Genomic DNA, 14503 nt, shown 5'->3' with positions numbered 1-14503 from the left:
ATGCGGCCGTATGATGTGGCAATCACGCGGGCTTGCGGTTGGAGTGCTCGGACGACACTCAGCAAATAGGCAGTAGAATCAGCGCTCAGATCATCCGTTTTATTAATAATCAGTACATTGCAAAAGTCTATCTGATTCATCATCAGCTGATTCGTATCCACGTACGCTGCGTCGAATTTTCCCTCCTCAGGGGTAAGTAAACCTGCCAACCGTACAGCATCGACGACGGTGGCTGTCGTGTCGACGCGGGTGATATCCCGGATTCTTTTTCCGCTTTTATTTCTTCCTTGGACGATTTTTTTGACAATAAGTTGCGGCCGTGAGATGCCCGAAGCTTCAATGAGAATCAGATCCACGGTTTTGGAAGCAGCCAGTTTATAGACCGCATTCTGCAGATCACAGATCAAGTCTGTGCTGATACTTCCGCCTGTTAATCCGATGAGCTGATCGTCGTCCTTGAAGAACGGACTGTGTTGAATGGTTTTTGCGTCGACATTGACCTCAGCCATATCATTGATGATGATACCGATGCGGCTGCCTTCCGGTCTGTTCCGAAGCAAATGCAGCAGCAGCGTTGTTTTTCCTGACCCTAGAAAGCCCGATAAAAGGGTTATTGGTACGCGTGTCATGTCAAAGGTCTCCTTAACTTTGTTTACACACCTGTCAAAATAAGCCCGGTAAGAGAAACAGAACAAGAAGAAGTGAGACGGAGCAAATGATCGAGGTGAACAGTTATCAGCCAACAAATTGCTCGTGAACCGGGAGTTGGAAATAATCGGAGAGTAAGCGGAGATAGTTGGCATAGTCTTTACCGCTCAGATGTTCTTTCCCGAATGTATAGGCCGGCGATGTATCCGGAACGATTGCATTTAGATCCAGAGCGCCAAATCCCTGCCCAGGAAACGATGGTGTGATCATGCGCATTTCCTTTGGTCACTGGTTGAAGGAGGATCCGATTTTATCCTGCTCTAAAATGGAGAAGTGATGGATTCCCGCTTTTTTAAGCAGTACGCCGAGTCCGATACCTGACGCCCCTGCGCCGACAATGATGATGTTTTGCATGTATTGATCACCTCAAAAGTAATAGCATGTAGATCGTAATTATTACGATTTACATGCTATTATAAGTGAAAATGGTTACTAAGCCAAGCGATAGCCCTTGCCGAGGCAAAACGGAAACAGGCGAGTGTGTCATCGCTGTAAGCTATTGTCTCAAGAGAAGCCAGGAATGCATCATTATAGGAGCAATGCTGAGCAAAATCGTATAGGAATCCCCAACGACAAAGCAACGGAAAAGTAGAGAATTGAAAAGTCCAGACTCGGTGATCAGGGTCTGATTGACTATCTGATTTTAACTACTGAGCAAGCAGCATAAGAACTCCAGCGATGCATGATTGAAGCAATAGGGCGCGCGTTTCATCATATGTACCCTCATTATGTGAAATAATAGGAGGGGCTGCATTTCCGGGTTGGCTTTTGACCTGAAAAAGTGAGCAAAAATACTTGCATGGAAGTAGGAATAATGTTTAAATAAAAAGCATAAAACGTAATTGTTACGATTTATACAAAACACTGTTAAAGCTTTACACCGTTTCCCATAAGCGAGTGAATATTTTTTTGTAAAGAGGCTGGATCATGGTTCTTCATCTATTAGGACTTTTGTTTTTCTTTTTGGGCGCAATCTATATCCTCCTCATACAACTGGCTGTTTCTATTTGTAGTCGTCAGGAGGCGTTCCACTGGAAAAGAAAGCATGACGCGATTTCTGAAATTACGGGAAGAAAGGAGTCGCAGCAAAGTCAATATAAGTGAACGGTCACGAGCAAGACGAGAATTAACAAGTCCGAATAAAAACGCATCACCAGACACAAAAAGCGATTAAATCACAAAAAGACAGGCCAAGACTGCCTTACTAAGCTTGTGGTTTATTTTTCTGTAGAGGAGGATTACTTATGGCCGTACCAAAAAGAAGGACGTCACAGACAAGGAAAAAGAAAAGGAGGACACATCAAAAGTTAAGTGCCCCAAACCTGTCCCGCGATCCGGTGACCGGCAACTATCATCGTTCACATCGTGTAGATAAGGATGGTTATTACAGAGGGGAGCAAGTGATTAAACCTAAACAATCATGACAGTTCCCGGCAAAAAACAGCAGTTAGGTATCCGATAACTTTTCTAGTCAGCCTGTGGCGGCTTCATTTTTTCGTATGAAGGGTTCAGAAATTCGCTTATCGAAAGAAAGAAAAGCAGACATTAAAAATACGTAAAAAAATCAGCCACCATTGAATGCGGCTGATTTTTTTACGTATTGCTTTAGGAAAACTATGACAAGTTTAGTTCGTAAAGTACTTCTTTGCGAGACTTTGCAGTTGACTTGGATCAAGGACTACCTCATCGTTGTTTGCCTTCAGCATATCATCATACAGCACTTCACTCGTTCCTTTAATCTGGAGATAATGAATTTGCTGCTGCAGATGGAGATCACTCATGACACTTAATCCGGCACTGATCATATCTTGTTGAGACATATTAGTGGCGATCAAGTACTTTGAAACAGATCCTAATAGGCTCGGCAACTTTGTTACATTAGCGGGTTGTCCCACTTTCTTAGCGATGCCGATCAGTGCGGCTTCCTGTAACTGCTGACGTCCATAATCGGTTCCGGGAACCGAATCGCGCTCGTGTACGATCTCATTGACCATTTGACCGTCCAAAGCATGTGTACCGGCTGTAAACGTCTTATTCTTGTCCTGCGGATACCACGGGTGGGTCAGAGTCACATTGAATGGAAGATCCATATCGATACCTCCAATGGAGTTCACCATATCCTGAAAACCCCAGTTGTTTGTCTCAGCAAAGTAGTTAATCGGCACACCTGTGAGCTGTGAAATCGCTGCAACAGCTTCAGTAGTTCCCTGTTTGATACCGTGGTTCAACTGATCCATATAATTAACGCTGGTCAGCTTGGTATAGCCAACCCCGGGCATATAAACCCGGGTATCACGGGGGATGCTTAATATATTATAGGTATGGTTGTCCAGGTTCGCATGAACGAGTAGTAACGAATCACTGTGGCCGGCTGGATCGCCCGGCCGTGCATCTGAACCGATGAGAAGCAGATTAAATGTTCCAGTACGTTCTTTAATTTTGCTGGTCGTTTTTCCGATAGACGGTAAATTAATGAAATGATGCTGGGGCTGGAGATTGTAATATTCATAAGTTCCATAACCGACTGCTGCAATAAGAAGAACAGCAAGTGTTAGTAAGATATAGCGTAAAACCCTATGTCTTTTTCTAATCTTCTTGTTTGAGACGCGAGACTCCTCATTGATCTGTGTCATATTTTGCTCCTTTGATTCTTGAGATGGTATCTTTCGTTTTTATATCTATTCTGAGAGAAAGCCATTTTTTAGCGGCTTCGTGCTCCATGGGTGAAATTGTTTAATGATGTACAATGGTCAAAAGCAAGAAAGCTCCTTCTTAAAGAAATATCTCTTTTTAAAATTGTTTCATTCATTTTTGGATGGCTGTGCTAAAGTTCAATGTGGGTTCTATCCCCCTCTGATTGGAGCGGAAGGTACGTGGGCTCCTGCGGAAACAGCGAACCAGACCGAGACCCCGAAGCGATGCTGGTGGATCGCCTTCGGAAAGTGAGCGCATGGAGCGAAAAGCAACAGATTAGTTTAACAAAGCCTTTTGGATAGTAAATTTAAAGTAAGCTGCACAGCGATTGCATCGTCTAAATACCCAATTGGAAAGATGTAATCCGGAATAACATCATCCGGTAAAATGAAATACAATAGTGCGCCTCCTATGACCGCGAGTTGATATGGGGTGCCCTTTCTTAAACGAAATTTATCAAACATCTCCTTTAAATGATCAATGAATGGGCCAATGCTGCCTACTTTTTGGAGCTTTTCCTCAAAATTCGCTAGAATGGTTTCTCGCCCCTCTTCCGTTTTGGAATATTGTTGATAATGAGCTAGATGATGTTTAACATCTTCAATAGTAAACTTCTTGCTTAACAAATTAGAAAATTCGATAATATTTTGAATGGTTTCAATAGACGAATGAATATCATTGCTTGACTCTAACTTTCTCTGCTGCGGTTCAGTGAGATAACTTGCAGCTACAAATAAATCAGTGATGGGAATATCCAAACATTCAGCAATCTTTTGCAAGTGCCGCGGGTTTGCTTTTCTTTTTCCGTTTATTATCCTCGAGACGGTAGCTGTATCGATTTCAGTGAGTTCACTAAGTTTTTTCATGGATAATGAACGTTGTTTTAATAAATCTTTTAATAGTGAACCAATAGATCTATTCTCCTCAGCCATTCTTTACGCCCTTTTTGTAATTATTTTTACTACAGCACCCATTCTTACAGAAGAAATCTATTTTTGATGTTGATCGTTACTAGCATTATATTATCTGAAATTGACATTTTGTCAAATGATGAATTGATGCTTCATCAAAATTAGTTTATTAAATTGGTTGACTAGTGCTTCCAACTGCACTATTATAAATCGTAATCGTTACTATTTATAAAACAATTTAAGAAGGGAAAACGGTATTGTGCTCAATAAAACATAGCTGTCTAAAGTCTGCCACCAACAATGAAAAATGTATTCATCGCTTGACTAGCAATCTGTTTTTGTTCTAAAGCGTGCTTTCAGGATGTACGGATTGGGAGTCTTCGTCAAAAATTCATATCGTCACCGTGGAATATTTCTTTGCTTAGGGAGTGTTAATATTGAAAAGAAAACAGGTAGGGTTTACGATTTTGGCTACCATCGTGAGTATCGTGTTGTTTGGACTATCGGGATGCAGCAACTCCTCAACCGGTCCGTCCGCAGGTAAAATCATCGCCGTTGGTGCGGAAAATGAGTATGCGGATGTTATTAGCCAGATTGGTGGGAAATATGTGTCGGTTACAGGTATTATGAGTAACCCGGCGACCGACCCGCATACCTATGAAGCAAGCACCAAAAATGCTTCCGTCGTTTCGAAAGCTACCCTCGTTGTCCAGAATGGGCTGGGATATGATGGTTTTATGGATCATTTGGAATCCGCTTCACCCAATTCAAAAAGGGTCATCATCAACGTGGCTAAATCCTTAGGCTATCCCGACAACACAAGCAATCCACATCTTTGGTATAAGCCGGATACGATGCCGCGTGTGGCAGCCTTGATCGCACAGAAATTAGAAAAACAGATGCCTGCACATAGTTCCTATTTTAAAAACCAACTCAATAAATTCGACCAATCACTGGGCATATGGAATCATGATTTAGACACTCTGAAACAAACCTATGTCAACACCGGTGTCGCCGTCACAGAGCCGGTTTCTGATTATCTCTTGCAGGCGGCAAACTTAAATATTAAGACACCGTGGGCGTTCCAGGCTGCGGTTATGAACGGTACAGACCCCTCCCCACAAGACGTGAAGATTCAACAAAGCCTGTTTTCGAAAAAACAAGTAAAAGTGTTTTTATACAACCGTCAGGCAGTGGACGACGCAACAACCGCTTTGCTGAAGCTGGCGAAAACAAATAACATACCGGTGGTCGGGGTGTATGAAACGATGCCGCCGAATTACCATTATCAGAAATGGATGGAAGCAGAAACAAATTCCGTTATCCAAGCTCTGAAAAACGGGACTTCCACGGAGTCGCTCAAGTGATGGAAGAAAATAAGAAACCGATCCTTTCTATGGAAAATATCCAGGTACAGTTTGGAAAACGTCGCGTTTTGCAAGAGGTTACATTTTCCGTGTATCCTGGAGAATTTATCGGTGTGATCGGACCGAATGGAGCCGGAAAATCCACGTTGTTGAAAGTAATTTTGGGGCTTCTTTCTCCTTCTGATGGATCTGTTTTTATTGGAGGAAAATCCACTACTCGTAAAGGCAATCAGCTCGTCGGTTATGTGCCGCAAAAACTGTATTTAGACCCCAATATTCCATTAAGAGGGCGTGATTTGGTTGCACTTGGATTGGACGGTCATCATTGGGGCATTCCACTACATCAAAAAGAGCGGAAACGACGCGTAGATGAAATGCTGGACGCAGTGGATGCCGCACGTTTTGCGGATGAGGCGGTCGGACGTCTATCCGGTGGCGAGCAGCAACGCTTATTGATTGCGCAGGCGCTGTTGAGCGATCCACAGGTACTGCTGCTGGATGAGCCGCTCTCCAATTTGGATATCAAAAGTGCATACGAAGTAGTGGAATTGGTCGCCCGTATCGGACGGGAACGCGGCGTTGCTGTCATGCTAGTGGCACATGACATGAATCCGCTGCTTAAAGCGATGGACAGGGTGCTTTACTTGGCTGACGGGAAAGCGGTCATGGGAAAAGTGGACGAAGTCTTTCGGAAAGAGGTGCTCAGTCAGCTATATGGGTATCCTGTCGATGTACTTCATGTCCGTGGGCGGATTCTGGTGATAGGTGGGCAGGATTCCCCGATAAACGAATATCCTTTGGAGTCCGACCACTGCCAAACGGAGGGGAGCAGATGAATCGACTGATGGGTTTTGTATTTGCACCCGGTTTTTTTGAAAATGCACAGGTTTTGAATGCATTGTGGATGGGAGGCATCGTGGCAGTTCTCTCAGGCGTGATGGGTGTATTTGTGGTTTTGCGCGGCCAGTCATTTGCCGGTCATGCCATTTCCGATTTCGGCGGAGCGGGAGCGGCAATCACATTTTTGTTCGGTGTGAACACCCTCTGGGGATTTCTTATTTTTGGCCTCCTCTCCGCTATGGGTGTGGAAGCGATTGGTAATCAGGCAAAAGAGCGAGACATAGCGACAGGTATTGTCTTATCGGTAGCACTCGGTCTAGAATCCCTGTTTCTGTTTTTAGATACCAGTTTTACTGGCCAGGCAAGCGCGCCGATGATGATCCTGTTTGGATCCGTCTTCCTGATAAATACAGCAACAATGCCTGTATTGGCTGTACTTACTCTAGCAGCGGCAGTAACACTGAGCATCATTTTTCGCCCTTTGCTTTTTTCTTCCATTGATTCGGAACTTGCCATGACACACAGTATTCCGGTACGGTTGATTCGATTTATTTTCATTATCCTGATGGCACTTGTGGTAGAGGAAAGTTCATTGGTCATCGGGGCGCTGTTGAGTACCGCACTGTTGATTGGTCCTGCAGCTACTGCTATGCGCCTGACAAAAAAAATCGGATATGCCATGCTGTGTGCAGCCATTCTGGGAATGTTTTCCATGTGGGCAGGCATTGTGCTGGCCTATGATAGTTTTCATTGGCCCCCATTTGGGAGAGGCTGGCCGGTCAGCTTTTTTGTATGCATACTAATACTTGTGTCCTATTTGCTCACACGTCTTCCGCATGGCCACATTTTTAAGCCATCGAAAGGAGAGGTGGCCCATGCTTGATTTTAGTGCATTTACCCAACCGTTCATGCTGCATACATGGATCAGCGGGACGATGGTAGCGGTGATCTCCTCTTTTATTGGATTTTTCATCGTCATCCGGGGATCTGCTTTTGTAGGGCATGCACTACCGGAAGCTGGCTTTGCAGGAGGAGCTGGGGCTGTCCTGTTGCATGCCGACCCCTTTTATGGGTTGGTCATGTTTACGGTTGGAGGCGCATTCCTCATGGGGACACTTGGGAAAAAGGAACACAACGATGTCATTACAGCTTTGACACTGATTACCGGTTTAGGGATCGGTGCGTTGTTTTTAGGACTGAGCAATCAATATGCTAGTGGAGCGTATGCGTTGTTGTTTGGGCAGATTGTGGGCGTCAGTTCTGGACAGATCGCTGGTACGGCCATAGTAGGGCTGATTTGCATCCTCGGTCTTGCAGTGCTATACCGTCCTCTTTTGCTGATGACCATTTCAAAAGAAGTGGCAGAAGCGCGAGGCATTCCGGTCAAAATACTGGAAATCTGTCTACTTCTCATTGTCGCACTGGCTTCGGCTGTCATTGTGCCTATGGTGGGGGCTTTGCTCTGCTTTAGCTTGTTGATCGTACCAAACGCGGCCAGTGTGCATTTGACGCGCCATCCTGCTGCTACACTCCGACTGTCTCTCGTTTTTTCATTGGTCGATATCTGGGCAGCGATTTTGTTAGCTTACACGACAGGATGGCCGATTGGCTTCTTTGTTTGCATTATTGGTGCAATTTTTTATTGTTTTGCGCGTATGTCACAGCATATTTTTAAGAAACGTGTACATCTCATGGAGACGCACCAAAAGGAGAAAAATACGCTTGAAAATTTTCATGTTTGATTGATAATACTTATACAAAGGGGACAGTATATGCAATGTAAATCATTCGCATGTACTGTCCCCTTTCATTTGTTTGTAACTTTAAAAGTGGCTGTATCATCGCAGAATCAGATCAAAATTCCGACATAGTAGTGAATAAACATCGTTATAATGCCTATGATCACATTCCGGATGATGGCTTTTTTTATAAATCCGCGGCCAAGCTTGGCACTCATATAGCCTGTCAGCGCCACAGAGAGAACAACCGCCATAATTGTTCCGGGCCATTGGTAACTTGTTGGCAGAAAAGTGATGGCCAGCAGGGGGAGACAGCCGCCTAATCCTGCGGAAAACAGGGAAGCCAATGCAGCAAACCACGGATTCACATAATGTCCCAGATGAATATTGTGCTTCACATTGACAACGGTTTGCAACGGGCTTTGTTTCATTAATTCCTGTGCGATTGCTGCTGCCGTTTCTGGAGTGACCCCCTTGTCCTGATAATAACTTGTGACATGTTGCAGTTGATGCTCATAGTTCGTACCGATCAGCGTCTGTTCATTGGTCACAACCGCTTTTTCTGTGTCTTTCTGTGTACTGACAGATGCGTATTCGCCTGCAGCCATAGAAAAGGCACACGCGATCAGATCAGACAAACCGGCAATAAAAATCGTAAAGTGATTGGTCGTTGCCGCCCCTACACTGAACAGCACGCCGACAACGGTTAAAATACCATCATTGGAGCCAAGTACTCCTGCTCTCAATGTATTTAACTTTTCTTCCATTGTTTGAACCTTTTTTGTTTTTTTAAATAGCATGAACGGCTCCTCCCTGTATTAAGCAAACAGACTTCCGATGAAATAGGTGACAAGCATCGTCAACAATCCTGCAAAGGTATTGCGGACAACGCCACGTTTTTTGTTTGCATGCCCTAAAACTGCGGCACTGTAACCCGTAATGATCAAGGCGAAAAAAACTGCAAACCCCGTCCCAGCGATTCTCCACTGGGCAGGAAACAGTGTGATCGCGCCCAGCGGCAGTAATGCCCCAGCTGTAAAGGACAACATTGAGGCCAATGCAGCAGCAAAAGGACTTGTAAATTCGTTTGGATCAAACCCATACTTTTCACGGACGACTGTCACTAACGGATCCTTTGCCATCATTTCCTGAGCCGCCTTTTCTGATAACTCAGAGGAGATACCGGACTTAATTAACTTGTTTGAAATAAATTGACATTGTTGATCGTAATGGGTTTCCAATAATTGAGTCTCTTCAACAGTCGCCTTTTGCTGCGCATCTCTCTGTGAATGTACAGAGACGTACTCGCCCATAGCCATCGAAATATTTCCCGCAAGCAGCCCGCCGATACCGGAAATGAAAATGGCAAAATTATTACTCGTTGCACCGGCAACCCCTAAGACAATTCCAGCTACCGAAATAATCCCGTCATTTGCACCCATCACACTGGCACGGAGTACATTGATTTTCTGTGCCAGAGAAATTTTTTTATTTGTGTTTACGTGAAATATATTTATTTTCTGTAACCATGTTTTTTTAGGTTCGACAGCCGATTGGCAAGGTTTATTAGTTGATATGTCAGTCATTTACACTTTCTCCCTTCAAAAAATATAAAGATGTAAAAGGTCTGTAAATCTATCAATACACAAATTTCTGCAGATGCAGAAACCCGTAATTTGCATTAGGGAACAAGTCATTCATTAGACTAAATTGTAGCACCAGTTTACTCAATTTCAAGTATTTTGTTCTCATTTATTTTTATAATTGATAATAAAAATCAAAATCGATTAAATCTTAAACAGATAATGATAATCACTATCATTGCCTGAGCATCAATGTATTTTATTGCGTTCTGCTTTTTTATTCTGAAATATTCTGCTTGGTAAAGACAAATTTACTTTATATTAATATTGACATAATAACTATAACAATTTAATACTTAACATAACCATAAGGGGGTGAAATATCATGAAAGTCCGGTTAAAAATCATGCGGAAAATACTTTTTGAAGCGCTGTTGTTTGCGGTGTTAATTGTAGTTATCGTTACTATTATCTCCGTTTTTGTAGGGAAATGGCCCTTAATCAACATTGGAGGAATAGGAATCGTCTCTTTTATTTATTTTTTTGTATTCAGGCTATTCGTTACACTAGTCCGACGACGTTCCGATATGGGGAAGGTTTCTGATTTGCAGCAAGTTTTTAACAAACACCAAGAGTTGCCTCACACCTTGTCAGAAATATACGATAAACATGAACGTAAAGGGAGAGATGACACAAAACCAACGGATAGGCGTAATAACTGAAATGTCCATACCCCTTCAAAGGGCTCGCCTACATTTGTTACCGAATCGATTTCTTTGAAGGGGATTAGAATGGACCAAATCAGGCATGATGTATAAATGCCTATGGAAGTCATGTCGATGATCCAGCTAAAAAAACAATATAAACGATTTGAAAACAGTGAACACGTCTATTTTGTTCACTGTTTTTATTTGTGAAAGGATGAAAGCCGTTATTAATTTTAGGGTTGCAATTTGGGCAGAGACGCTATATATTGAAATCAGGAAGAAGAGTTTCTTTATAGAAACTTTTCTTCATTAAGCAAATAGGAGGCCAGAATAAATGTCTTACAAAAAAGAAGACGAACAGTCGATCATGGCAGCGGTAGCTGACAGCGGGTCTGCAGCGGGAGCACTACCAAGGTTTAAGAGGCGGGAGCACTCTGAATCCTTCAAAACGGCTATTGGAAAGAAAAAAGGCTGGCGACAGACGCTGCCATTCCTCGGGCCAGCCTTTATTGCTGCAGTAGCCTATATTGATCCAGGCAACTACGCCACGAATATTCAGGGGGGATCACAGTACGGCTATTTGTTGCTGTGGGTCGTTATCGTTTCCAACCTGATGGCGATTTTGATTCAGACTTTATCGTCGAAACTCGGGATTGCCACCTCGCGTAATTTGCCAGAAATCCTACGCGATGAGTGGAAACCGGGCGTTGCATTTTTTTATTGGGTTCAAGGCGAAATTATGGTCATGGCGACTGACTTGGCTGAATTTATCGGTGCTGCGCTTGGCTTTCACTTTGTCTTTGGCCTTCCCATGATTCCAGCAGCCATTTTAACTGCGATTAGTGTCCTGCTTATTCTCTTTTTTCAGATCAAAGGCTTCCGCCCCTTGGAAATGGCTATCGCAACCATGGTTTTCATCATAGTGATCGCGTTTAGCTGCGAAATTGCGTTTTCATTACCTCAGTTTGCACCGCTCATGTCCGGATTCGTACCGCACTTCCAGGGAGCAGCCAGTATTTTGCTTGCTGCCGGCATTTTGGGGGCGACCGTCATGCCCCACGCCATTTACATGCACTCGGGTTTAACGTGCAGAAGAGTGATTGGCCAGACGCCGGAAGAAAGGAAAAAGATTTTCCACTTTGAAATGGTTGATATTTTGATTGCTATGATCATAGCTGGTGTGGTAAATGCCCTCATGCTGGCTGTCGCTGCTTCGACGTTCTTCGGACACATCGTGATTTCAGATTTGGGCGTGGCTTTTAAAGAATTCGGTGTTTATATCGCCCCAAGTGCCTCTCTTCTGTTTGGTGTCGGATTGCTGGCAGCCGGGCTGTCCAGTTCATGTGTTGGGACACTGGCCGGAGATATTATGATGCAGGGCTTTATCCATAAAAGAATACCCATTTTTATCCGGCGTATTTGCTCGATGATTCCACCGCTCGCCATCATTGTTTCAGGTTCCAATGCGACAAACGCGCTGGTCATGAGTCAGGTTGTTTTGTCCTTTGGTATTGCACTGGCCATTATTCCGCTTGTGATCTTTACGAGCAAAGAAAGAATCATGGGTCAGATGGTTAACCACAAACTGACAACAATCATGGCTTGGGCGGTTGCCGGAGTGGTTATCTGCTTGAACGTATTTCTGGTCTATCAAACTTTTGCCTGATCATCAACATATGGTCTGGTTTAGGTCCCCCAGTACACGGTTCGTACGGGGTTTTTTTATCCACTGATAGTTGGATATTGAATATGGGAAGGGACTGTGATGTATGCATTCTCGTTCAAAATACAGATATGCAGGAAATGTAAAGGCTAAGAAACCATGGGAAGAATATCTGAATGAGTGCCGGGCAAAAATTAAAGAAATGCGTAATAAAACTGTTGATACGCACAGCCTTGCTGCTCAATTCGTACATCTACGGAGAAAAAGAAAATGTTCCCAGAAAGAAATGGCAGACTTACTCTCAGTCAACCAAAGCCTGATTTCCCGAATAGAAAATGGTTGGAATCGTATCTCTTTAGACACTCTTATGAAAATTTCGAAGGGTTTAGGCGTTAAGATTGTTATTTCAGCACATTCAATTACTTTAATCACGAATAAGTAACACCCAAATTTTCTTTAAAACTTTCCAAACATTGTGTGTACAGGGTCAGGAAAAATCGATCTTATACGTTTCGATCAGTTTATCGGTCAATGGAGATAGACACTTTAATAACTTTGTGATTGTAAGAATCAGCCATAAAAGGTGATCCGAAATGTTGACAGAAGAAAGAATCACGAAAAAGGTGAAGAATTTAATTGAAAAGGACCCAATGCCGGTTAATCCAATGCGCATTGCCCTAAGGGAGAATATTAATGTCTTTCACGCGGACTTTGAATTCAGAAATATCTTTGCTATCGCTAAGAAAAATAAAAGGGGTGTATATTTTTATCTGACAGCTAATCACGATCAAAGAACACAGCGATTTATCCTTGCCCATTTACTTGGTCATTATTATCTTCACTTTTCTCAGTGCAAGAGTGGTCAATTATATTGCCCAAACCGCTATTCGTCTGATGTGCTTCCTAAGAAAGAATCAGAGGCAGATTGGTTTGCTTATCAGTTGCTCATGCCTGATCCAATGGTCAGGGAGTTCATACTTCAAAACTACTCTGTTGAACAAATGGCAGATGTTTTTCAAGTTTCTCTACAAAGGGTAAACGTGCGGTTGAATCAAATGGCTAAGGAAAATTCTGAAACTTTATAACTTTTGGTGAGCTTGTTACTATACAATTAAGTTAGGAGTCTGGTAATATGTCAGAAAAAATATCCAATCCAATAAATGAAGATGGAGAAATTTCTTATCAGAATATTTTGGTTGCGGTCGATGAATCAAAAGAGGCTACTAAAGCATTCAAGGTGGCTCTCGATTTGGCAAAGAAATTCGATGCTTCTCTGCTGATCGTTTCATATTTGAACACAGCCACTCTTGAAGCCTTTAAAACCTTTACACCGTCGATTCACAATATAAGAGCGGAGCTTGCTAATCGTGTCAATGTATTAAAAAAAATGGCACAAAGCGAAGGCGTTAAAGACGTAAAGAGTATTACAGGTGAAGATTCGCCCGGCTCAGCTATTATCGAGAAGGTTATTCCGAAGTATCATTGTGATCTGATTGTTTGCGGTGCCACGGGAACCAGTAAATTAGATCGCTATCTGATTGGTATCGGGAGTCAGTCCTCTTATATAGCTCGATTAGCCCCGTGTTCTGTATTTATTGTTCGCTAATCAAAACCGATAAACATTAGTCTCCTTAACGCTGACTGATAGACAGTCAACTTTAGGGAGACTATGTTTTATTCACCTGATTCACCTTTTGTAAGAGGCTGAAAACCTACAGTTACCATCTGCAGATTTCCTTCAGCTTAATTTTTTACTTTGAAAAGTAGTAAGCTATTAGAATAACAAGTAGGCAGCTCCCGTATCGGTGAATACAACAAACCAAAGTGTCAACTATCCCGGAAAGATTGGAAACAGTGCAGCTGCTTTCACGAACAGAGCAAAGATAATATTTTTTTTAATAATTTCTCTCTAAGTAGAAAGTCTTTAAGGAATTTGGTCAGACTATCAGCCATGCGAACAATGTCAACCGGTTCCACTGCTGTAACGGTCCCTGAACCTCCCAAAGCAAAACCAAGATTGGCATTTGCAAGAGCGGAGGCATCATTAATACCATCGCCAATCATGGCTGTTTTCAATCCGTGAACTTGCAACTTCTTAATTGACGCGCCCTCCTTATCTTCTGGAAGAAGATCTGCAAAACACCGTGTAATTTCTGAGGAATTCGTTAGGGTGTGATAGATTACCTGTCGCAGCTTACCAGACCCATACTGACAACTGCTATTTTTAATGATTAACCGCGTCTTGTCCGTCACTGTTATGCTCAGATCATAATCGAAAGAAGGGACGTTTCA

The 14503-nt window shown here is 42.9% G+C and carries 16 protein-coding genes and 2 pseudogenes; 10 read left to right on the top strand and 8 right to left on the bottom strand.

Translation table 11 applies throughout. The annotated features are described in order from the left end of the window. Both COP04_RS13620 and COP04_RS13615 read right to left on the bottom strand, forming a co-directional pair. Positions 1-629, bottom strand: a 629-nt coding sequence (locus tag COP04_RS13620) for a CobW family GTP-binding protein (RefSeq protein ID WP_162297107.1), incomplete at its 3' end; no start/stop codon positions are given. A gap of 121 nt (positions 630-750) precedes the next feature. Beyond that, positions 751-1062: pseudogene (locus COP04_RS13615) on the bottom strand (NAD(P)-binding domain-containing protein); the annotation flags it as partial. Positions 1063-1952: 890 nt separating this feature from the next. Between COP04_RS13615 and rpmF the strand changes: the two are divergent. After that, positions 1953-2132, top strand: a complete 180-nt coding sequence (rpmF, locus tag COP04_RS13610; protein WP_100488516.1) for a 50S ribosomal protein L32 — start codon at positions 1953-1955, stop codon at positions 2130-2132. A 201-nt stretch (positions 2133-2333) separates the two neighbouring features. On the opposite strand, the gene COP04_RS13605 is transcribed toward rpmF, so the two are convergent. Continuing rightward, entirely contained in the window at positions 2334-3341 is a 1008-nt protein-coding gene (locus COP04_RS13605; RefSeq protein ID WP_100488515.1) for an LCP family protein, read from the bottom strand. 342 nt (positions 3342-3683) lie between these two features. Further along, a complete protein-coding gene (locus COP04_RS13595; protein WP_100488513.1) occupies positions 3684-4334 on the bottom strand; it encodes a helix-turn-helix domain-containing protein in 651 nt (216 codons plus the stop codon). Between the two features lie 416 nt (positions 4335-4750). On the opposite strand from COP04_RS13595, the gene COP04_RS13590 reads away from it, so the two are divergent. Genes COP04_RS13590 through COP04_RS13575 form a run of 4 tightly spaced genes read left to right on the top strand, consistent with a single transcriptional unit; the run spans position 4751 to position 8262 of the window. Then, positions 4751-5680, top strand: a complete 930-nt coding sequence (locus COP04_RS13590) for a metal ABC transporter solute-binding protein, Zn/Mn family (RefSeq protein WP_204988045.1) — start codon at positions 4751-4753, stop codon at positions 5678-5680. Next, complete coding sequence (locus COP04_RS13585; protein ID WP_100488512.1) at positions 5680-6516, top strand: metal ABC transporter ATP-binding protein; 837 nt, start codon at positions 5680-5682, stop codon at positions 6514-6516. The genes COP04_RS13590 and COP04_RS13585 overlap by 1 nt, the downstream gene beginning before the upstream one ends. After that, positions 6513-7403 carry a metal ABC transporter permease gene (locus COP04_RS13580; protein ID WP_100488511.1) on the top strand — a complete coding sequence of 297 codons (891 nt, stop codon included), beginning with the start codon at positions 6513-6515 and terminating at the stop codon, positions 7401-7403. Before COP04_RS13585 ends, COP04_RS13580 begins: the two co-directional genes overlap by 4 nt. Continuing rightward, positions 7396-8262 (top strand): metal ABC transporter permease, encoded by an 867-nt coding sequence (locus COP04_RS13575; RefSeq protein WP_157800307.1) that lies wholly within the window; start codon positions 7396-7398, stop codon positions 8260-8262. Before COP04_RS13580 ends, COP04_RS13575 begins: the two co-directional genes overlap by 8 nt. Positions 8263-8369: 107 nt before the next feature. Here the strand turns inward: COP04_RS13575 and COP04_RS13570 are convergent, their stop codons facing one another. Then, positions 8370-9059, bottom strand: a complete 690-nt coding sequence (locus COP04_RS13570) for a VIT1/CCC1 transporter family protein (protein ID WP_162297106.1) — start codon at positions 9057-9059, stop codon at positions 8370-8372. 18 nt (positions 9060-9077) lie between these two features. Next, a complete protein-coding gene (locus COP04_RS13565) occupies positions 9078-9845 on the bottom strand; it encodes a VIT1/CCC1 transporter family protein (protein ID WP_100488509.1) in 768 nt (255 codons plus the stop codon). Between the two features lie 382 nt (positions 9846-10227). Between COP04_RS13565 and COP04_RS13560 the strand changes: the two genes are divergently transcribed. The 5 genes from COP04_RS13560 (at position 10228) to COP04_RS13540 (ending at position 13817) form a co-directional block, all read left to right on the top strand. Beyond that, positions 10228-10563, top strand: coding sequence for a hypothetical protein (locus tag COP04_RS13560; protein ID WP_100488508.1), 336 nt, complete (start codon positions 10228-10230; stop codon positions 10561-10563). A gap of 352 nt (positions 10564-10915) precedes the next feature. Continuing rightward, on the top strand, positions 10916-12214 hold the full coding sequence (locus tag COP04_RS13555) for an Nramp family divalent metal transporter (RefSeq protein ID WP_100489686.1): 1299 nt from the start codon (positions 10916-10918) through the stop codon (positions 12212-12214). A gap of 103 nt (positions 12215-12317) precedes the next feature. Further along, complete coding sequence (locus tag COP04_RS13550; RefSeq protein WP_100488507.1) at positions 12318-12653, top strand: helix-turn-helix domain-containing protein; 336 nt, start codon at positions 12318-12320, stop codon at positions 12651-12653. Between the two features lie 151 nt (positions 12654-12804). Next, complete coding sequence (locus COP04_RS13545; RefSeq protein ID WP_100488506.1) at positions 12805-13296, top strand: ImmA/IrrE family metallo-endopeptidase; 492 nt, start codon at positions 12805-12807, stop codon at positions 13294-13296. Between the two features lie 47 nt (positions 13297-13343). Further along, positions 13344-13817 (top strand): universal stress protein, encoded by a 474-nt coding sequence (locus COP04_RS13540; protein ID WP_100488505.1) that lies wholly within the window; start codon positions 13344-13346, stop codon positions 13815-13817. Between the two features lie 260 nt (positions 13818-14077). Here COP04_RS13540 and COP04_RS20325 read toward each other — a convergent pair whose 3' ends face one another. Continuing rightward, on the bottom strand, positions 14078-14287 hold the full coding sequence (locus COP04_RS20325) for a hypothetical protein (RefSeq protein WP_239985017.1): 210 nt from the start codon (positions 14285-14287) through the stop codon (positions 14078-14080). Then, positions 14288-14464, bottom strand: a pseudogene (locus tag COP04_RS20320) (hypothetical protein); the annotation flags it as partial. It abuts the gene before it with no gap. Positions 14465-14503 lie beyond the last annotated feature (39 nt).

This window comes from Sporolactobacillus pectinivorans, from assembly GCF_002802965.1.
Classification (GTDB): Bacteria; Bacillota; Bacilli; order Bacillales; family Sporolactobacillaceae; genus Sporolactobacillus; species Sporolactobacillus pectinivorans.
This window is presented reverse-complemented; position numbering and strand designations above follow the sequence as displayed.